This window comes from Candidatus Thiothrix putei, from assembly GCA_029972225.1.
Classification (GTDB): domain Bacteria; phylum Pseudomonadota; class Gammaproteobacteria; order Thiotrichales; family Thiotrichaceae; genus Thiothrix; species Thiothrix putei.
Genome location: CP124756.1, coordinates 2,345,380 through 2,364,259, shown reverse-complemented (window position 1 = coordinate 2,364,259; position 18,880 = coordinate 2,345,380). Strand labels below are relative to the sequence as shown.

Below are 18,880 nucleotides of genomic sequence, written 5' to 3'. Positions count from 1 at the left end.
TTGAACAGTAGGTGAACAAATGGTTATCACAGCCGCTGATGCTGCCAGTGCGATGGCAGATGCTGATTTATTGTATTCCGCTGAGGATATTGCTGCCATGTTGGATATGATGGCAGTGGAAATTACCGAAAAACTGGCGGATAAAACCCCGCTGGTGTTGTGTGTGATGACGGGTGGAGTGATCTTGACGGGGCATTTGCTGACACGCTTGGCATTTCCCTTAGAACAGGATTATTTACACGCCACCCGTTATCGTGGGGCAACGAGTGGTAGTAAGACGATTACGTGGTTGCACAAGCCGGATACGGCGTTGGCAGGGCGGCATGTGTTGTTGGTCGATGATATTCTTGATGAAGGCTATACTTTGCGTGAAATTACGCATTGGTGTCTAGAACAGGGCGCGGCTCAAGTGTATGTGGCGGTTCTCGCTGATAAGCAGCATGGGCGTCGGGTTGAGGGTGTTCACCGTGATTTTTCTGCACTCGAATTGCCGGATCGCTATGTATTCGGGTTTGGGATGGATTACAAGGAATATTGGCGTAATGCTAACGGTATTTATGCAGTAAAAGGGTTGTAAAATGAATAATATTGAATTTGCGGTAATCGGCGGCACGGGATTGACCGAAATCGAAGGTTTAGAAGTAATTCACCGCGAAGTAGTGCATACGCCTTATGGCGAGCCATCCGGCCCTGTGACGCATGGAATGATTGGCGGGAAGCGTATCGTGTTTCTGGCACGGCATGGTTATACCCACAATATCCCCCCGCATCGCGTGAATTACCGTGCTAATTTGTGGGCGTTGAAAAGCTTAGGTGTTAAAAAAATCGTGGCGATTGCGGCAGTGGGGGGAATTACCCCTGATATGCAGCCGAAACGCTTGGTTATTCCTGATCAAATTGTTGACTACACCTACGGGCGGGCGCATACCTTTTTTGAGGAGGGTTTGACCGATGTAACGCATATCGACTTTTCGTGGCCTTATTGTGCTGAGGTGCGCAATGCCCTGCTGGTAGCGGCAGAATGTGCGAAGCTGGATGTGGTGCCGCGTGGTACGTATGCTGCTACCCAGGGGCCGCGTTTGGAAACTGCCGCTGAAATCATCCGTTTGGAGCGTGATGGTTGTGATTTGGTAGGCATGACGGCGATGCCAGAAGCGGCGCTCGCCCGTGAACTGGACTTGTGCTATGCCGCCTGTGCGGTGGTGGCTAACTGGGCAGCGGGCAAAGATAACGAAGAGATCACCATGGAAGACATCCAACAAAACTTAGTGGTGGGTATGGCCAATGCACGTTCGTTATTGCGTGCTTTAGTTTGCTGATCCATTTTGGATAATCAACCGCCTTTGTATTTGCAGCCAGTGGTCTCAAGGCGCTTAGCTGTTTTTGTGGTGGCTACCCATTTACTGGCAGCACTGGTGACGGGCTTGATTCCTGTGCTGCCGGTGTGGGGCAAGGGGCTGCTGCTTGTGTTGATCGTGGTGTCGTTGCGCTATTACTGGCGCTTGCATATTAGCAGGGTTGTGCCGAATGCGGTGCAGGAAGTGCGTTTTTATCAGGTGGACGTGTGCTTGGTGCGTACTGTTGCGGCTGGATTTTTTGCGCGGTTGGATGACAGTAGCTTTTTGCATCCGTGGTTGTGTGTGCTAAATTTGCGCACGCCAACAGGTAAGTTGCACAGTTTGATTGTGTTGCCGGATAGTGTGCCGGTGGATGTGTTGCGGCAGTTGCGGGTGCGGGTGAAGTTTTCCAGCTAACTGTACGAGGGGGCGGCATCTGATGTTACGCATAAACCCCCCTCCCCTTATCAGGGGAGGGGGGGAACCAATCTTTAATTAACGCTTCGCTTCACGATCCAGCTCGCCGCTTTTTAGCTTGGCAGTGTAATCATTCAAGGCTACCCGCACTTTACCACTCAGCAGATACAAGCCGATCAGGTTCGGGAAAGCCATCGCTAATACCAGTAAGTCAGTAAAGTCCAGCATATTGGCTGCACTTGCTACCGAAGCTAACAACACAAAGACTAAAAACATCACTTTGTAAATGATCGAAAGTTTTTCGCCAAATAAATATACCCAGCAGCGTTCACCATAGTATGACCATGCAATCATGGTACTAAAAGCAAACAAAAATACCGACAGCGTGAGGATAATCGGGAACCAATCTGCTACCGTGCGGAAGGCGACGGCCGTTAATGCAGCGCCTTGGCTCGCGGCACGGATGCTTTCTGTTTCTGGCGAGTTGTAAACGCCTGTCAAAATAATTACCAGTGCCGTCATAGTGCAAATAATCACGGTGTCAATGAATGGCTCATACAATGCAACCATTCCTTGACGTATCGGGTATTTAACCGAAGCTGTGGAATGCACTATCGCGGCTGAACCCAAGCCCGCTTCACTGGAGAACGCGGCTCGTTTGAAGCCCTGTACAATCGCCCCGACAATACCACCTGCCACTGCGATGGGGGAGAAGGCTTCAACCACAATCTTACTCAATGCATCGGGCACACCGCTGATATTGTTGAGGATAATCCATAAGCAGGCTAGTAAATATACGATGACCATTGTGGGTACAATAGCTTCTGCCGTGTGCGCAATACGCTTTAATCCACCAATGATCACTAACCCGGTTAACACTGCCATCAGAATACCGTAAGCAATTGGCATTTCTGCAAAAAACGGAATCTGTTCCTTTACCGCACCTAAGGATTGGCTGACTTGGAAAGCGCTACCCGCCCCAAATGAGCCAAAAATGGTGAATACCGCGAACATGATGGCGAGAAATTTGCCCAGACCCTCCATGCCTTGCTCAGCAAAGCCTTTAGATAGATATTCCATTGCACCGCCCATTAAGCGCCCATCTGGGCGTACTTCGCGGTACATTTGCGCCAAGCTTGCTTCGGTAAACTTAGTCGTCATACCGAGAAAGCCCGCTACAATCATCCAAAAAGTTGCGCCCGGCCCACCAATCGAGATCGCAATCGCTACCCCGGCGATATTGCCTAAGCCCACGGTTGCCGATAACGCAGTGGTTAACGCTTGGAAAGACGTCACTTCACCTTTGTCATCTGCGGTTCGGTATTTACCCCGTAATACGGCGAAAGCATGTCCCATCATGCGTAAATTGACGAAACTGAAGCGTAGCGTCAAAAAGACAGCACCTGCAATGAGCCATGCCACAATGAACGGCATGGCTGGCTCACCAGGAAACACATCATAAAAAATGACGGTTGATAACCAACCATTAATGGTGCCAAACCAAGCATCTAAGCCGCTGCCGTCATTCGCTGTTACCCAACTAGGCATCAACGTTAAGAGCATGGCAACCACGACTGTGGGCAGTGAAACGATTTTTCTCATGCAGGAACTCCTCTTCCAAGCGATTCATTTATTGGTCATATTGCCGTAAAGACTATAGCATAATGCTCACTTTACGAAATATCGAATGGACAACCACACCGTGCCTTACACTACGCTTCAACACTTACGCATCGTTATGGTAGAAACCTCACACCCCGGTAATATTGGTTCGGCGGCGCGTGCCATGAAAACCATGGGCATTAAAGATTTGCGCTTAGTGACGCCGCGTAAACCGTATTCTCAAGAAACGTGGGCACTGGCCTCAGGTGCGAACGATATTATTGAACAAGCAAAAATTGTGCCGACTTTGCAAGATGCAGTCGCTGATTGCCAAATTGTGATCGGAGCCAGTGCGCGTTCTGAGCGGACTTTGCAATGGCCGCAGATGGATGCGCGGGAATGTGGCACTTTCGTTGCGGCGCATTTGCCGCAGCAGCAGAAAATTGCGCTGGTGTTTGGGCGTGAGCGTACCGGTTTGACCAATGAGGAGCTGGATCACTGCAATACGCTGGTGCATATCCCGATGGCGTTTGATTTTCTGTCGTTGAATATTGCGATGGCGATTCAGGTGTTGGGGTATGAATGCGCAACGGCGGTGCGTTTGGCAACGCCTGACCAGTCTGTTACGGCTGATCCTGAAGAAGCGTTGGCGAGTGCGGAAGCATTGGAAGGGTTTTACACGCATTTGGAACAGTTGATGATTGATACGCGCTTTCTTGACCCCGAAAATCCGCGTTTGCTGATGCGGCGGATGCGGCGATTGTTTGGGCGGGCAGGGGTGACTGTGAGTGAGATGAATATTTTGCGCGGCATGTTGGCAGCGTTTGCGGGGCGAAAGTTTCGGGAGAGATCCTAACAGAAGCGTTTGGTGAAATATGAAAATTGCTTGCAAATGCTATGCTACAACTTGGCAAAGTTTATGGTGTATGTTTGAATGCCAGCCTACTTTTTTACGCATTACCACAGGAATTCCCCGTGAGCCATTCCAGCATCAACCTACAATTCATCGTCCAACCCGGTGGCAGTTTACACGGCAGTGTGCGCGTACCCGGCGATAAATCCATTTCGCACCGTTCTATCATGCTGGGCGCACTGGCGGAAGGCACGACCCACGTCAGTGGTTTTTTGCAAGGTGAAGATTGTCTGTGTACCTTGAATGCCTTTCGTTCTATGGGGGTGGAGATTGAAGGCCCAAGTGATGATGGCAACGTCACCATCCATGGCGTAGGGCTGCACGGCTTACAAGCCCCCACGCACGATTTGGATATGGGGAATTCCGGCACATCCATGCGTCTGATGTCAGGTTTAATGAGTGGACAGGCGTTCGACATAAAGATGACAGGTGATGCCTCGCTTTCCAAGCGTCCGATGAAGCGCGTGACTGTACCTTTAGCCCGTATGGGCGCAAATATTGAAGCAACGGCAACAGGTACACCGCCATTATTGGTGCATGGTGGCAGCAAGTTACACGGTATTCATTATGATATGCCAATGGCAAGCGCACAGGTGAAATCATCGTTGTTACTGGCGGGCTTGTATGCTGAGGGAGAAACGTCGGTGACGGAACCTGCACCAACCCGTGACCACACTGAACGCATGTTGCGTGGTTTTGGTTATGAAGTGAAAACCGAGGGTAACCGTATTAGTTTGCAAGGCGGCGGTAAACTCACTGCAACCGATATTGATATACCCTCCGACATTTCTTCGGCTGCTTTTTTTATGGTAGGGGCAAGTATTGCACAAGGCTCTGATCTGACCATTGAACACGTCGGTATGAATCCAACTCGCACGGGCGTAATTGATATTTTGCGTCTGATGGGGGCAAACCTCGATGTGCTGAATGAGCGCGAAGTTGGCGGTGAACCTGTAGCAGATATTCGGGTGCGTGCAGTGCAGTTAAAAGGTATCCAGATTCCTGAAAGCCTTGTGCCGCTGGCTATTGATGAATTTCCTGCGTTATTCATTGCTGCCGCATTTGCAGAAGGTCAAACTGTGCTGACAGGTGCCGAAGAATTACGCGTCAAAGAAAGTGACCGGATTCAGGTGATGGCGGATGGTTTGATGGCGTGTGGTGTCGATGCACAACCGACGCCAGATGGGATTATTATCAACCCCGGCAATTTTACAGGCGGCACGATTGACAGCCACGGCGATCACCGCATTGCGATGTCGTTTGCAATGGCTGCATTGTGCGCTCAAGCACCGATCACGATTAATGATTGTGCTAACGTCAACACGTCATTCCCCGGATTTGTAGCATTAGCAGCCAAGGCTGGTGTGAGGATTGCGGCAATATGAGTATGCAAATTCCCGTTATCACGATTGATGGCCCAGCAGGTGCTGGCAAAGGCACGATTGCGTGTATGCTGGCGGATAAACTCGGCTGGCACATGCTCGATAGCGGTGCAATTTACCGCGTAGCAGCGGTGGCGGCTTTGCGGCGTGGTCTGAATCTGCAAGACGAAATTACGCTGGCAGCGATGATTCCCACCCTGAATATCGAATTTAAAAATGGCGAAGCATGGCTGGACGGTGACATGATTACCAGTGAGATTCGCAATGAAACCTGCGCGAGTGCGACTTCGCAAATTGCCGCATTACCTATGGTACGCGCCGCATTATTGGAGCTGCAACGCCAGTTTTGTCAGCTTCCCGGTTTAGTTGCTGATGGGCGAGATATGGGCACGGTGGTGTTTCCTGAAGCTACCCACAAGTTTTATCTCACCGCCAGTGCAGAAATCCGTGCAGAACGTCGCCTGAAACAGTTGAGCCAACAAGGACTTAGTGCTAAACTTTGCGACCTAATTCAAGAGATCAATGCTCGCGACGAACGCGATACCAACCGCCCGGTAGCTCCCTTAAAACCTGCCGCTGATGCGTTGGTCATCGACACCAGTTCGTTGGATCAAGCCGAAGTGTTTGCCACCGTGTTGCACTACGTCGTTTAAGCATTTCATTGGATACCGTATTTTCTAGGGAGCCCTGACAGGAAGTCTGGGCTTTTTGCGTTTTAACCCGTCAATGCAGGATGCGAGTGACGATAAATCATTTTATTAACAGGTATTTTTATTCATGACTGAAAGTTTTGCTGAACTGTTTGAAGAGAGCCTTTCCTACACCCAAATGCAGCCCGGCGCTCTGCTGAATGCAACAGTTCTCGAAGTCCGCTCCGATTTCATTATCGTTAGTGCTGGCCTGAAATCCGAAGGTGTTATCCCTGCTGAACAGTTCAAAAATGAACGCGGCGAAATCAACGTTAAAGTCGGTGATTTGGTTGAAGTAGCACTGGATACCGTCGAAGATGGTTTCGGTGAGACGCGCCTTTCCCGTGAAAAAGCTCGCCGCCTGCGTGCTTGGGAAATTCTGGAAGAAGCCTTCACCAACGAAGAAATCATCACCGGTATCATCACCGGCAAAGTTAAGGGTGGTTTCGTGGTTGAGTTGGGTGACATCCGTGCGTTCTTGCCGGGTTCACTGGTGGATGTCCGTCCAGTCCGCGATACTTCCTACTTGGAAAACAAGGAACTGGAATTCAAGCTCATCAAGCTGGATCAGAAGCGCAATAACGTCGTGGTGTCACGCCGTGCAGTCGTTGAAGAAGAATACAGTGCAGAACGCGACGCGCTGATGGAAAACCTGCAAGAAGGTCAAGTCATCAAAGGCGTGGTCAAGAACCTCACCGATTACGGTGCATTCCTCGACCTCGGTGGCATCGACGGCCTGTTGCACATCACCGATATGGCTTGGAAGCGTGTCAAACATCCTTCTGAAGTGGTTAACATCGGTGACGAAATCGACGTTAAAGTCCTCAAGTTCGACCGCGATAAGAACCGCGTATCACTGGGTCTGAAGCAATTGGGTGAAGATCCATGGCAAGATCTGGTACGTCGTTACCCATCCGGCACGCGCATCTTTGGTAAGGTCAGCAACCTGACCGACTACGGCTGCTTCGTGGAAATCGAAGACGGTGTTGAAGGTTTGGTTCACGTTTCCGAAATGGATTGGACTAACAAGAACGTTAACCCAGCGAAGGTTGTAACTTTGGGTGACGAAGTTGAAGTCATGATCCTCGACATCGACGCAGAACGCCGCCGCATCTCTCTGGGTATGAAGCAATGCCAAGCTAACCCTTGGGATGAATTCGCGGGTACTCGCAACAAGGGCGACCGCGTTTCCGGTAAGATCAAGTCCATCACTGACTTCGGTATCTTCATCGGTTTGGATGGCGGTATTGACGGTCTGGTTCACTTGTCTGACATTTCTTGGAACGTTCCCGGCGAAGAAGCCGTGCGCAGCTACAAGAAAGGCGACGAAGTGGAAGCGGTTGTATTGGCCGTTGATCCAGAACGTGAACGCATTTCCCTCGGCATCAAGCAGATGGAACAAGACCCGTTCTCCAACTTCGTGGCCGCCCATTCTAAAGGCAGCGTCGTGAAAGGCACTGTGGTTGAAGTCACCCCTAAAGCCGCGAAAATCGACTTGGGTGAAGGCATCGAAGGCATTTTACGTGCTTCCGAACTGTCACGCGACCGGATTGAAGATGCTCGCACCTTGCTGAAAGAAGGCGACACCGTTGAAGCGAAATTCATGGGCGTTGACCGCAAGACGCGTTCCATCAACCTGTCGATCAAGGCCAAGGATGATGAAGATGAGGCGCGGGTAATGCGTGAATACACCGGGCGTTCTTCCGGTGCAGGCACGTCACTGGGTGACATCTTCAAGGAACAGATGGGCGAATAAGTTTCACCATCAGGATGGCACGCAGGTCAGGGATGACCTATAGTTCAGGCGGTGCAGATACACGATCTGCACCGTTTTCCAAGACTAGAAAGCTGCAACAACGATCATGACAACCCCGTCGTTTGTTCAGGAGTGGAATGGATGACCAAATCTGAAATCATTGATATTCTGTCACGTAAACAAAGCCATCTGAGCAGTCGCGACGTTGAATCGTCCGTTAAACTGTTGCTCGACAAAATGAGCGAATCACTGTCTAGTGGTGGGCGTATTGAAGTCCGGGGCTTTGGCAGTTTTTCCCTGCATCATCGTGCGGCGCGTAAAGGTCGCAACCCTAAAACGGGTGATCAGGTCGCTTTACCACCGAAACATGTGCCTCATTTTAAACCGGGTAAGGAATTGCGTGAGCGCGTGAATGAATCGCGTGCTACTCATCCCATTCAGGATTAACAAGCTTGTTATCGTGTGTAATTATGAAAGGGGAGGCACTAAGCCTCCTTTTTTACGTCTAAGGCATTATGCAAGAAATTCTATTTTTATTATTGCCCATCGCATTTTATTCCGGTTGGCACGCGGCGCGTAAGCGTTACAAAGAGCGCGAAGAGCAACGTAAGGATGTTCCGCAGCGTTTTGTGCAAGGCATTAATTACCTATTGAGTGAAGAACCTGATAAAGCACTGGATGTGTTTCTCAATTATGCCGAAGTTGATGAGCACACAGCTAATACCTTTTTATTATTAGGTAACCTATTTCGCAATCGAGGCGAAATAAACCGTGCGTTGCGTATACATCAGAACTTGGTTGCCCGTTCCGATCTCAGTAAAGCGCAACGTATCTCTGCCATGTTGGCGCTCGGAGAGGATTTTTTCGCGGCTGGTTTATTGGATCGTGCCGAAAGCGTATTTAGCGAATTACTCAAAGATGACCCGAAACATGCTGATGCGTGTGAGCCATTACGTAATATTTATGAACAATTGCATGAGTGGGATAAAGCAATTGAGATTGCACAGTTAGCACAGCAGCGTAGCAAACTTGATCATAGTCGTTTGATTGCGCACTACTACTGTGAAATAGCTGCACAGGAGCTGCAAAAGCAAAATTTGTTTCGTGCAGAAGAAACCATCAAAAAAGCTGCTAAAGTCTACCCAGTCTCTGCCCGCGTTTTGGTGTTGAAAGGTGATTTAGCGTATGCCCGTAATCAGCGCGAAGAGGCTTTGGGTATTTATCACCAGGCGATTGAGAAAGATACGCGTCTGATTGGTGTTTTATTCAATCAGTTAGTGAATAATTTTAATCAAAAAGATGAGCTTGAAAGTCTGCGTAGCTTCATTCAACAAACGTTTGCGAAAACCCAAGATACGAAGTTATTTGGTTACTTACTGCAATTGGCACGTAAATTGGGTAAGTTACCGGAAATGCGTACTCAGGTTGAAGAATACTTAACTAAAGGCAAACCTAGTTTGAACACCGTAGTGCATTCGACAGAAGTCTTGTCATCATTGTGGCAGGAAGAAAAAGTCTGTGATATTGCCCAACTACAAATCGCCTTGCAACGTTTGTCTGCCAGCCAACCAGATTTCCAGTGCGCCCAGTGTGGGTATAAAATGCATGGCTATTTGTGGCGCTGTCCTGCTTGTCACCAGTGGGATACGGTCAGTAACGTTTAATTTGTAAGGAATATCATATGTCTAGCCGTTTGATTATTGCCCTCGATTTTGCCACTGCGGAACAAGCACTGGCGTTTGTTGCCGCTCTCACCCCTGCACAATGTAAGCTTAAAGTCGGCTTTGAATTATTTGTTGCTGCTGGCCCTGAGTTTATACGTCAATTAACAGCGCGTGGCTTTGATGTGTTTCTGGATCTGAAATTCCACGATATTCCCAATACCGTAGCATCAGCGTGTAAAGCAGCCGCAGCTTTGGGCGTGTGGATGATCAATGTTCATGCATCAGGTGGTGCAAAAATGATGCAAGCAGCACGAGAAGCATTACAGTGTATTGAAAATCCACCCAAGTTAATTGCAGTCACGGTGTTAACGTCAATGGATAAAGTGCAATTGGCGAGTACGGGGGTCATTGCCGATCCTGCACAACAAGTGCAACATTTAGCACAACTTGCCGCAAGCAGTGGGTTGGATGGAGTGGTGTGTTCTGCGCAGGAAGCAGTCATGTTACGGCAAGTGTTAGGGGAGGATTTCTTGCTGGTAACGCCTGGTATTCGCCCAGCAGGTAGTGAGCTGGGTGATCAATCACGGGTCATGACGTCTGCACAGGCACAACAAGCAGGAGTGAGTTATGTGGTGGTTGGCAGGCCAATTACGCAGGCGGCTGATCCGCAGGCCGTGATTGCACAAATTAATCAAGATATGTCTTAGCTTTTCAGCAAGCGTTGAGCCTCTTTTTGCATTGCCCCACGTGAGAAAATGAGCTTCCAACGGCTACCTCCGGCTTGTCGCCACAATAAGGCTGCACGTATGCCAGCCAGTAATAATGCGCGAATTTTGGCAGCATTCTCAGGGTTGGCAAGGTGATTTTGGTCGCCTTTGATCATAATACGCGGCCCCAGTTTGCTGACGGTATTGCTATATATTTCAGCCAGTCGCGCAATCATATTGGGGTGAGTCATGGCAAAAAAGTCGAGTTGTTGTTGGGCGTTTTCGATGTTCTTTAATAATGCTTGAAACATATCGGGGTCATTGGCAAGTTTCTTCTCCAGATACAGCAGGTTAACCGCATAACGGGTAGCCTCGATATCTTTGGGTTTGCCATCGGGGTTCATAGTGCCAGCACCCAATTGGTACATTAATACGCGAAAGCCCGTTCTGAGTGTATCTATACCACCATAAAGAGCTTCGGGAGATGAGTCGTCTTCGGTCAACATGCTGTTAATACAGGACTCAAATAATTCGCTATCGACATTGCCACGAGCGGCGATTTGAGTGACACCTTCTACACACTGGAAGAGCGCGGCAAGGGCAATGGTTCGGTTACGGTTATTGGCTTCCACAGGTTTTTATCGTGTCCGTTTCTGGTATGTGTTGAGAGAATAAGGGTTTACGTCAATAATTCAAGTTAGCTTGAAGGATTAGGACAATTTGTTGACATTGCATCAATGATGCCGCCGCCTAAACAGGTATCGTCTTGATAAAACACAATGGATTGTCCGGGAGTAATGGCACGTTGTGCGTTGGGGAAACAAACGGCGCAATTGCCATCTGTCTGTAGGCTGACCTGACAGGTTTCTTCAGTCTGGCGATAACGAATTTTTGCTTTGCATTCAAACTGTTGGGCTAATGCTTGACCAGAAACCCAATGCAGTTGTGAAGCTAACAAGAAATGTTTCATTAGCAATGCGTGTTGGTGGCCTTGAGTGACAATCAGGTGATTATTTGCGATGTCTTTATCGACAACGAACCACGGGGATTCATCGGCATCTTTACGTCCGCCAATACCTAAACCTTGGCGTTGTCCAAGGGTGTAATACATTAAGCCGTGGTGTTTACCGATGATTTCACCGGCGGGAGTAACAATGTTACCGGGTTGAGCAGGCAAAAAGCGTTGCAGGAAATCGCGGAATTTACGTTCACCAATAAAACAAATACCCGTGCTGTCTTTTTTGCGGGCAGTGGTGAATCCGGCGGTTACGGCTAAGGCGCGGACTTTGCTTTTTTCCAATTCACCCACAGGGAACAAACTGCGTTGTAGTTGGTGCTGTTGCAGGGTGTAGAGGAAATAGGTTTGATCTTTGTTGTTATCCACGCCTTTGAGCATCCGCACTGTGCCGCCGGAGTCACGTGCAATGCGGGCGTAATGCCCGGTAGCGATATAGTCTGCACCCAGTTCCAATGCTAATTCAAGGAAGGCTTTGAATTTGATTTCCTTGTTGCACATGATGTCGGGGTTGGGTGTGCGTCCAGCTCGGTATTCCTCTAAAAAGTAAGTGAACACGCGCTCCCAGTATTCGCTGGCGAAATTGCGGGTGTGCAGGGTAATGCCTAATTGGTCGGCAACAGCTTGTGCATCTGCAAGGTCAACCGCAGCGGAGCAATAGTCTTCGGTATCGTCCTCTTCCCAGTTTTTCATGAACAAGCCTTCGACTTGATAGCCTTGTTCGAGCAGTAACAAGGCCGCAACGGAGGAGTCTACACCGCCAGACATGCCAACAATGACTTTTTTGGTGCGTGTGTTAGTCATTGGCAACGAAGTATTGCAGGCTGTCGAGGGAATGGCGTACACCAGATTCGTACATGTCGAGTGAACGCCCGACCAAATCACTGCGCCAAATGCGTGGTTGCTGGTTACGAATTTGTTCGCGGGTCAGGAAGTGTACTGCCGTAATATCTGAATCTATTTGGTAGCCAGGGACAGGTTCGAGCAGCGTACCAGTGAAGGTAAAACGCAAGTACACCCGGTCAGGGTCATCACGGTGCATGTGGAAAATACCGAGTAGGGCAGTTGGTTCAAACATCCAGCCGGTTTCTTCCAGCGTTTCACGACGTACTGCATCCAGTAGGCTTTCACCGTGTTCCATGTGTCCGGCAGGTTGATTGATGGTAAGTTGCCCAAAGTGCATTTCTTCCACCATCAAAAAGCGGTTTTCATGTTCAATGACACTGGCGACGGTGACGCGGGGTTTCCAAACCATAATGGGCATCCTGTAGGGCGAAAGAGGTTATTCTACACAACTTCACACATTGTAGTTATCCGTTATTTCAAACCTACCCAAATCTACCTATAGCTAACTAAAAGTAGTCATGGTGTTGAATTCCTGCTTCACGGGGGCTGGTTTCGTCTTCGGCTTGCGCCCAAGACCAGAGCCTTCCCCTCCACAGGCAGACACCGTGTAACTCACGGCGTATTCTTCTAAATTCTTGGCGGCATTTACGTCACGGTCATGGACTGCACCGCAAACGGGGCAAGTCCATTCACGTACCGACAGTGGCAGCTTCTCCACTTTATGCCCACAGCCAGCAGCAGAACAGGTTTTGCTGGAGGCAAAAAACCGATCAGCCACCACGACCACCGCACCCCGCATTTCCGCCTTGTATTCCAGTTGCCGCCGAAACTCGAAAAACCCCATATCACTGATGGCACGGGATAAATGGCGATTTTTCACCATGCCCGATACGTTCAAGTTTTCAATGCCGATGGTGTGAAAACGGCGGGTCAAATCCGTGGTGAACTGGTGCAAACTGTCTTGGCGAATGTTGGCAATACGTGCGTGAAGTGTTGCCAGCTTCTGCTTCGCCTTGTGACGGTTGGCACTGCCTTTGACCTTGCGGGACAGGCTGCGCGAGAGCCGTTTTAGGCGGGAAAGCAAGGCTTTATGCGGCTTTGCCCCAACCACTTTTTCCCCCGTTGATAGGGTTGCCAGTGCAGATACGCCCAAATCCACCCCTACCGTGCCTTGGTTTTTGGCAGGCGGGAGATGATGTTGGTCGGTATCCACGGTGATGCTGGCGAACCACTGATCAGCGGTGCGGGAAATCGTGGCAGAGAGAATTTTACCGGAAAAGCGTAACGTTTCCCGCATCCGTACTAACCCAAGGTTGGGAATGCGGATGCGGCAACCGTCAAGGCTGAACTGGTCGTTGGTGAGGGTGAAACTGTCGCGGCTTTTGCCTTTCTTTTTGAATTGCGGGTACTGGGTGCGTCCCGCAAAGAAGTTCTTGAAAGCTGCACCGAGTTGGATAATTGCCATTTGCGGGGCATTTTTGGTGACTTCCAGCATCCAGGGGAATTGTTCGCGTTTGATGGCGTTCAATTGGCGGCGCAAGCCCATTTGGTTGGGTTTTGGCTGGGTGTTGTCGTCTTTCCATGCGGCGTATTGGGTTTGCCATTCTGCCAACGCCCAGTTGTAGGCGAACCGTGCTGTGCCTGCGGCTTTCGCCAAGTACGTCGCTTGCTTATGGTTGGGGTCAAGGCGGATTTTGTGGCTGATGATCATGGCAAACAGAATGCAGCACGGTGTGATAGTTGTCTAGTCATCCGTGCTTTTGCTGCTATCTTTTACGGATAAACGGCACTATGCTTTTATAAACCTAACCAAAATGATAAAGTTTGAATAGATTTATATAGATTTTATGGTAACTGTTTCAAACCCTTGTCAATAAGGTCTATCCATTCTTGAGTATCCCACTAGGTAATACCCATCGCTGAATGGGTGCTTATTTCGAGTCTGGCATCAGACAGTGTAGAATGCCGGTCATGTTTTCAAGCCCATTTGAGGAGTTCCCCTAACATGACACGCGAACAGGTTGAAGCCGTACTGAAAGGCATTAAAGACCGTTATCTGGATCAGGACATCGTGAGCCTGCACCAAGTGAAGGACATCACCACCGACAATGACAAGGTAGCCGTGCGCGTTGTGCAAGGCTACCCTGCTGGTGGCTACCGCGATGAACTGGCAGCCGAGATCAAAGCTGCCTTAGCTGCTGCGGGTGTTGCTGATGCTGACGTAAGCGTGACTACCCAAGTTGCTGCCCATGCCGTGCAAAAAAGTGTGAAGCGCAAAGACGGTATCAAAAACATTATCGCAGTGGCCTCTGGTAAAGGCGGTGTTGGAAAATCTACCACAGCGGTTAACATTGCGTTAGCACTTAAAGCCGATGGCGCAAGCGTTGGTATGTTGGATGCGGACATTTACGGCCCCAGCCAACCGCGTATGTTAGGCATTAGCGGGCAGCCGGAATCCAGCGATGGCAAAAGCTTAGAGCCGATGCAAAACCACGGCATTAAAGCCATGTCGATTGGTTTCCTGATCGAAGAAGACACTCCGATGATTTGGCGCGGCCCGATGGTCACACAAGCCTTGGAACAATTGCTCGGCGACACCAACTGGGGTGATTTGGATTACCTCGTAATCGACTTACCACCCGGCACAGGCGACATCCAGTTGACGCTTTCCCAGAAAATCCCGGTTTCCGGTGCGATTATTGTTACCACACCGCAAGACATTGCTTTGCTGGATGCGCGTAAGGGGCTGAAAATGTTTGAGAAAGTCGAAGTGCCTATCTTGGGTATCGTCGAAAACATGAGTATGCACATTTGCAGTAACTGCGGCACGGTTGAACACATCTTCGGCGAAGGTGGCGGTCAGCGCATGGCAGAACAATACGGCGTGAACTACCTTGGTGGCTTGCCACTCGACATCAAAATCCGTGAGCAAGTCGACAACGGCAACCCTACCGTGGTGTCTGACCCGGATGGTACTGTGGCGCAAATCTACAAAGACATTTCCCGTAAAGCTTCAGCGCGTCTGGCGCAAAAAGCCAAGGATTACAGCACCAAGTTCCCGACGATTAAGATTATGAACGTGTAGGGAAGACCCTCACCCCCCAGCCCCCTCTCCCGCCAAGCGGTAGAGGGGGAGTAAGAGAAAGCGGCTATGCCGCTTTTCTTGCGAATAACTGCTTGAAAATCGCTATAACTTACGTTTGTATCTTGCTACACTTTCGGGCAACCCACTACCCGATGAGACTTGCGATGAGTGATATTACCCCTTGGATCGAACACCTGAGTGACCCCTTGGTATTGGTTGGTTTCGCCATATTTACGCTGGCAGGCTTAGTCAAGCTGTTCAAACCCGAAAAACTGACTGGCAAAGCCACTGAAGGGCTGTTTCACAAAGGCTTGAATCTCGTGTTTGTGTTGGCGTTGCTGATTGTTATCGGCGGTTTTGCCAAAAGCATCGTGCAGCAACAGGCCGCTGCTCCACAATCCGCCATCATCCAGCACAGTGAAGGCAAGCAAAGCCCGAACAGTGTCGGCGCGGGTGTCGCGGTAGAGCGTGTTGAACAAAGCAGCAAGGGTGATCAAAGCCCGAACAGCGTTGGTAATGCGACGGTATCCGTGCAGAAGTAAGAAAATCCTCCCCCAACCCCTCCTTTTGCAAAGGCGGGGAGCAAGAAACCCTGTTGAGGTTGGTTATGCGTCGTTTAGTGTTAGTCAGTGTATTGTTGCTTGCCGCCTGTGGTGATAAGCAAGAAGTCAGCCAAAGCAGTGGCGGTGATTTTTCACCCAACGCAGTCGCGGGTGGGAATGTCAGCATCACCCAAGATGTTAAAGTCCAGCTTTCTAAAGAGGCAGAAGAACGCCTGTTACAAGGTCTGATTGCCAAAGGTGTACCAGAAGCTGACCGTGCCGCCGAACTCGAAGAACTCAAACGCAAATACGCCGACTTGGAACAACGTTTAGGCGAATACGCCAAAACCGACGAACTCGCCCAACAAGCCCGCCGCGAACTCGACTTAGGCAACCTCGACCAAGCCGAAACCCTGCTGCAACAAGCCTACGACAAAGACGTTGAACTCTCGCGCCAACGTCTTGCACAACGCGCCTTTGACCTCGCCGAGGTCGCCGAACTGCGCCTCGACCACGACAAAGCCTTCGCCCGCTACCGCGAAGTCACCCAACTCCAACCCGATAACATTACTGCGTGGTGGGAGCTTGCCAAAATTGCCCAAAAGCTGGGCAATACCCCCCAAGCCCTCGACGCATGGCGCGGGATGCAACAAGCCGCTAAAACCCAAAAACAGGAGCGTGAGTTTGCCGCTGCAATCATGGGGGAAGCCGACATCCTGAAAGCCAACGGCGATGGTAAAACCGCGCAGGAAAAATTCCTCCAAGCCCATGAATCCCTGAAAAAAGCTGCTACCGCCGAACCTGATAATACTGACCGTCAGCGCGACCTGTCGGTGAGCTACAACAAGGTAGGTGACCTTTACAAGGCGAACGGCGACACGCCCGCCGCGCTGAAGGCGTATCAGGATTCGCTGTTGATAGCCCAGAAGCTGGTGGAACTCGACCCGAAGCAGGCCGAATGGCAGCGCGACCTGTCGGTGAGCTACAACAAGGTAGGTGACCTTTACAAGGCGAACGGCGACACGCCCGCCGCGCTGAAGGCGTATCAGGATTCGCTGTTGATAGCCCAGAAGCTGGTGGAACTCGACCCGAAGCAGGCCGAATGGCAGCGCGACCTGTCGGTGAGCTATGATCGAATCGGCGACCTTTACAAGGCGAACGGCGACACGCCCGCCGCGCTGAAGGCGTATCAGGATTCGCTGTTGATCCGAAACAAGCTGGTGGAACTCGACCCGAAGCAGGCCGAATGGCAGCGCGACCTGTCGGTGAGCTATGATCGAATCGGCGACCTTTACAAGGCGAACGGCGACACGCCCGCCGCGCTGAAGGCGTATCAGGATTCGCTGTTGATAGCCCAGAAGCTGGTGGAACTCGACCCGAAGCAGGCCGAATGGCAGCGCGACCTGTCGGTGAGCTATGATCGAATCGGCGACCTTTACAAGGCGAACGGCGACACGCCCGCCGCGCTGAAGGCGTATCAGGATTCGCTGTTGATCCGAAACAAGCTGGTGGAACTCGACCCGAAGCAGGCCGAATGGCAGCGCGACCTGTCGGTGAGCTACAACAAGGTAGGTGACCTTTACAAGGCGAACGGCGACACGCCCGCCGCGCTGAAGGCGTATCAGGATTCGCTGTTGATAGCCCAGAAGCTGGTGGAACTCGACCCGAAGCAGGCCGAATGGCAGCGCGACCTGTCGGTGAGCTACAACAAGGTAGGTGACCTTTACAAGGCGAACGGCGACACGCCCGCCGCGCTGAAGGCGTATCAGGATTCGCTGTTGATAGCCCAGAAGCTGGTGGAACTCGACCCGAAGCAGGCCGAATGGCAAAACGACCTGGTAGTAAGTTACTACAAGTTGGCGAAAATTCAACCGGATAAGCGCAAAGAATTATTAAGCGAAGCGTTGAAGGTTTTGCAAAGACTGAAAGATGAGAATCGTCTCATTCCTTCAGAACAATGGAAAATTGATGATCTGAAAAATGAATTGAAAAAGTAGTGTCCTCCTCCCCCTCTACCGCTTCGCGGGAGAGGGGGCTGGGGGGTGAGGGTCTTCTTACCACCGCCATTTTGTTTTAGTATTCGCTATCGCCCTTAACACAAAGAAAAACCCATGCTGAAACGAATATCCCTATTGCTATCCACATCCCTGTTGTTGCCAGCGTGCAGCAGCGTCCCCGGTGTGATTGAGCAGCCCAACGTCTCGATCCAAAACATCCAAGTGCAAGAGATTTCCCTCACCCAAGGCACGGCAGTTGTCACTCTGAATGTCAGCAACCCTAATGCCTTCCCGATTCCGTTGCAGGGCATTGAATACGGTTTAATCCTCAACGGGCGGCAAGTCGCCAGCGGTGATCAAACCGAAAATGTCACGCTCGGCGCACGTCAGGATGTGCCGGTTAAAATTCCGGTAAAACTCGATTTCGCCGAAATTTTACGCCTCGCACCGGATGCTATCCGTTCACGCACGGTGGCGTATAACCTCAGTGGTGCGGTGCGTTTACCGTTTGTTAAAGTACCGTTTCAGCGTCAAGGTGGCGTAGGGGTGAAAGGATGAGCATTAAATCCGACCATTGGATTCGCCGCATGGCAGCCGAACACAATATGATCGAACCGTTTGAAACAGGGCAGGTGCGCACTGCCAACGGCGAAAGGATCGTTTCTTACGGCACGTCAAGTTACGGTTATGATGTGCGTTGCGCCAACGAGTTTAAGATTTTCACCAATATCAATAGCACTATTGTTGATCCGAAAAACTTTGACGAAAAGAGCTTTGTGGATTTCAAAGGCGATGTTTGCATTATCCCGCCCAACTCGTTTGCACTGGCGCGGACGGTGGAATATTTCCGTATTCCCCGCAGCACCTTGGTGGTGTGTTTGGGGAAATCGACGTATGCGCGTTGTTTTCGCGGCGATACCCGTGTTGC

Annotated in this window: 19 protein-coding genes and 1 pseudogene; 15 read left to right on the top strand and 5 right to left on the bottom strand. The window is 50.5% G+C overall.

All coding sequences use genetic code 11. The annotated features are described in order from the left end of the window. The first annotated feature begins 19 nt into the window (after positions 1-19). From QJT81_12065 to QJT81_12055, 3 genes are all read left to right on the top strand, one after another. A complete protein-coding gene (locus QJT81_12065; GenBank protein WGZ92606.1) occupies positions 20-577 on the top strand; it encodes a hypoxanthine-guanine phosphoribosyltransferase in 558 nt (185 codons plus the stop codon). 1 nt (position 578) lies between these two features. Next, positions 579-1,319 (top strand): S-methyl-5'-thioinosine phosphorylase, encoded by a 741-nt coding sequence (locus QJT81_12060; protein ID WGZ92605.1) that lies wholly within the window; start codon positions 579-581, stop codon positions 1,317-1,319. Between the two features lie 69 nt (positions 1,320-1,388). Continuing rightward, entirely contained in the window at positions 1,389-1,754 is a 366-nt protein-coding gene (locus QJT81_12055; protein ID WGZ92604.1) for a hypothetical protein, read from the top strand. A gap of 78 nt (positions 1,755-1,832) precedes the next feature. Here the strand turns inward: QJT81_12055 and QJT81_12050 are convergent, their stop codons facing one another. Then, positions 1,833-3,356 (bottom strand): alanine/glycine:cation symporter family protein, encoded by a 1,524-nt coding sequence (locus tag QJT81_12050; GenBank protein WGZ92603.1) that lies wholly within the window; start codon positions 3,354-3,356, stop codon positions 1,833-1,835. 85 nt (positions 3,357-3,441) lie between these two features. Here QJT81_12050 and QJT81_12045 point away from each other — a divergent pair, with 85 nt between their 5' ends. The 7 genes from QJT81_12045 (at position 3,442) to pyrF (ending at position 10,467) form a co-directional block, all read left to right on the top strand. Next, positions 3,442-4,212, top strand: a complete 771-nt coding sequence (locus QJT81_12045; GenBank protein ID WGZ92602.1) for an RNA methyltransferase — start codon at positions 3,442-3,444, stop codon at positions 4,210-4,212. Positions 4,213-4,331: 119 nt separating this feature from the next. Beyond that, on the top strand, positions 4,332-5,654 hold the full coding sequence (aroA, locus tag QJT81_12040) for a 3-phosphoshikimate 1-carboxyvinyltransferase (protein ID WGZ92601.1): 1,323 nt from the start codon (positions 4,332-4,334) through the stop codon (positions 5,652-5,654). Then, the gene (cmk, locus tag QJT81_12035) at positions 5,651-6,304 is read left to right on the top strand and encodes a (d)CMP kinase (protein WGZ92600.1); all 654 of its coding nucleotides are present in this window, start codon (positions 5,651-5,653) and stop codon (positions 6,302-6,304) included. Before aroA ends, cmk begins: the two co-directional genes overlap by 4 nt. Before the next feature lie 124 nt (positions 6,305-6,428). Beyond that, positions 6,429-8,096, top strand: coding sequence for a 30S ribosomal protein S1 (rpsA, locus tag QJT81_12030; GenBank protein WGZ92599.1), 1,668 nt, complete (start codon positions 6,429-6,431; stop codon positions 8,094-8,096). A gap of 141 nt (positions 8,097-8,237) precedes the next feature. Beyond that, positions 8,238-8,543: an integration host factor subunit beta gene (locus QJT81_12025; protein ID WGZ92598.1), complete on the top strand. Its 306-nt coding sequence runs from the start codon at positions 8,238-8,240 to the stop codon at positions 8,541-8,543. A 203-nt stretch (positions 8,544-8,746) separates the two neighbouring features. Then, positions 8,747-9,760 carry a tetratricopeptide repeat protein gene (locus QJT81_12020; protein WGZ92597.1) on the top strand — a complete coding sequence of 338 codons (1,014 nt, stop codon included), beginning with the start codon at positions 8,747-8,749 and terminating at the stop codon, positions 9,758-9,760. A gap of 17 nt (positions 9,761-9,777) precedes the next feature. Further along, positions 9,778-10,467, top strand: coding sequence for an orotidine-5'-phosphate decarboxylase (pyrF, locus tag QJT81_12015; protein ID WGZ92596.1), 690 nt, complete (start codon positions 9,778-9,780; stop codon positions 10,465-10,467). Here the strand turns inward: pyrF and hflD are convergent. From hflD to QJT81_11995, 4 genes are all read right to left on the bottom strand, one after another. After that, positions 10,464-11,099, bottom strand: coding sequence for a high frequency lysogenization protein HflD (gene hflD, locus QJT81_12010; protein WGZ92595.1), 636 nt, complete (start codon positions 11,097-11,099; stop codon positions 10,464-10,466). The two genes, pyrF and hflD, sit on opposite strands and share 4 nt — an antisense overlap. Positions 11,100-11,164: 65 nt before the next feature. Beyond that, a complete protein-coding gene (gene mnmA / locus QJT81_12005; GenBank protein WGZ92594.1) occupies positions 11,165-12,286 on the bottom strand; it encodes a tRNA 2-thiouridine(34) synthase MnmA in 1,122 nt (373 codons plus the stop codon). Then, on the bottom strand, positions 12,279-12,737 hold the full coding sequence (locus tag QJT81_12000) for an NUDIX hydrolase (protein WGZ92593.1): 459 nt from the start codon (positions 12,735-12,737) through the stop codon (positions 12,279-12,281). Before QJT81_12000 ends, mnmA begins: the two co-directional genes overlap by 8 nt. 93 nt (positions 12,738-12,830) lie before the next feature. After that, positions 12,831-14,039 carry an RNA-guided endonuclease TnpB family protein gene (locus QJT81_11995; protein ID WGZ92592.1) on the bottom strand — a complete coding sequence of 403 codons (1,209 nt, stop codon included), beginning with the start codon at positions 14,037-14,039 and terminating at the stop codon, positions 12,831-12,833. A gap of 294 nt (positions 14,040-14,333) precedes the next feature. Here QJT81_11995 and apbC point away from each other — a divergent pair, with 294 nt between their 5' ends. The 5 genes and pseudogenes from apbC to QJT81_11970 all read left to right on the top strand — a co-directional run bounded on the left by apbC (position 14,334) and on the right by QJT81_11970 (position 18,857). After that, positions 14,334-15,413, top strand: coding sequence for an iron-sulfur cluster carrier protein ApbC (apbC, locus tag QJT81_11990; protein ID WGZ92591.1), 1,080 nt, complete (start codon positions 14,334-14,336; stop codon positions 15,411-15,413). Between the two features lie 164 nt (positions 15,414-15,577). Then, complete coding sequence (locus QJT81_11985) at positions 15,578-15,955, top strand: hypothetical protein (GenBank protein WGZ92590.1); 378 nt, start codon at positions 15,578-15,580, stop codon at positions 15,953-15,955. Between the two features lie 65 nt (positions 15,956-16,020). Continuing rightward, positions 16,021-17,952: a hypothetical protein gene (locus QJT81_11980; GenBank protein WGZ92589.1), complete on the top strand. Its 1,932-nt coding sequence runs from the start codon at positions 16,021-16,023 to the stop codon at positions 17,950-17,952. Positions 17,953-18,066: 114 nt separating this feature from the next. After that, complete coding sequence (locus QJT81_11975) at positions 18,067-18,510, top strand: LEA type 2 family protein (GenBank protein ID WGZ92588.1); 444 nt, start codon at positions 18,067-18,069, stop codon at positions 18,508-18,510. Beyond that, positions 18,507-18,857 (top strand): annotated as a pseudogene (locus tag QJT81_11970) (dCTP deaminase). The gene QJT81_11975 and the pseudogene QJT81_11970 overlap by 4 nt, the downstream one beginning before the upstream one ends. Positions 18,858-18,880 lie beyond the last annotated feature (23 nt).

Coding starts and splice junctions, on each gene's coding strand:
- QJT81_12065 (WGZ92606.1), top strand. CDS start 20: ATGGTTATCACAGCCGCTGATGCTGCCAGTGCGATGGCAGATGCTGAT.
- QJT81_12060 (WGZ92605.1), top strand. CDS start 579: ATGAATAATATTGAATTTGCGGTAATCGGCGGCACGGGATTGACCGAA.
- QJT81_12050 (WGZ92603.1), bottom strand. CDS start 3,356: ATGAGAAAAATCGTTTCACTGCCCACAGTCGTGGTTGCCATGCTCTTA.
- QJT81_12045 (WGZ92602.1), top strand. CDS start 3,442: ATGGACAACCACACCGTGCCTTACACTACGCTTCAACACTTACGCATC.
- cmk (WGZ92600.1), top strand. CDS start 5,651: ATGAGTATGCAAATTCCCGTTATCACGATTGATGGCCCAGCAGGTGCT.
- rpsA (WGZ92599.1), top strand. CDS start 6,429: ATGACTGAAAGTTTTGCTGAACTGTTTGAAGAGAGCCTTTCCTACACC.
- QJT81_12025 (WGZ92598.1), top strand. CDS start 8,238: ATGACCAAATCTGAAATCATTGATATTCTGTCACGTAAACAAAGCCAT.
- pyrF (WGZ92596.1), top strand. CDS start 9,778: ATGTCTAGCCGTTTGATTATTGCCCTCGATTTTGCCACTGCGGAACAA.
- mnmA (WGZ92594.1), bottom strand. CDS start 12,286: ATGACTAACACACGCACCAAAAAAGTCATTGTTGGCATGTCTGGCGGT.
- QJT81_12000 (WGZ92593.1), bottom strand. CDS start 12,737: ATGGTTTGGAAACCCCGCGTCACCGTCGCCAGTGTCATTGAACATGAA.
- QJT81_11995 (WGZ92592.1), bottom strand. CDS start 14,039: ATGATCATCAGCCACAAAATCCGCCTTGACCCCAACCATAAGCAAGCG.
- apbC (WGZ92591.1), top strand. CDS start 14,334: ATGACACGCGAACAGGTTGAAGCCGTACTGAAAGGCATTAAAGACCGT.
- QJT81_11985 (WGZ92590.1), top strand. CDS start 15,578: ATGAGTGATATTACCCCTTGGATCGAACACCTGAGTGACCCCTTGGTA.
- QJT81_11980 (WGZ92589.1), top strand. CDS start 16,021: ATGCGTCGTTTAGTGTTAGTCAGTGTATTGTTGCTTGCCGCCTGTGGT.
- QJT81_11975 (WGZ92588.1), top strand. CDS start 18,067: ATGCTGAAACGAATATCCCTATTGCTATCCACATCCCTGTTGTTGCCA.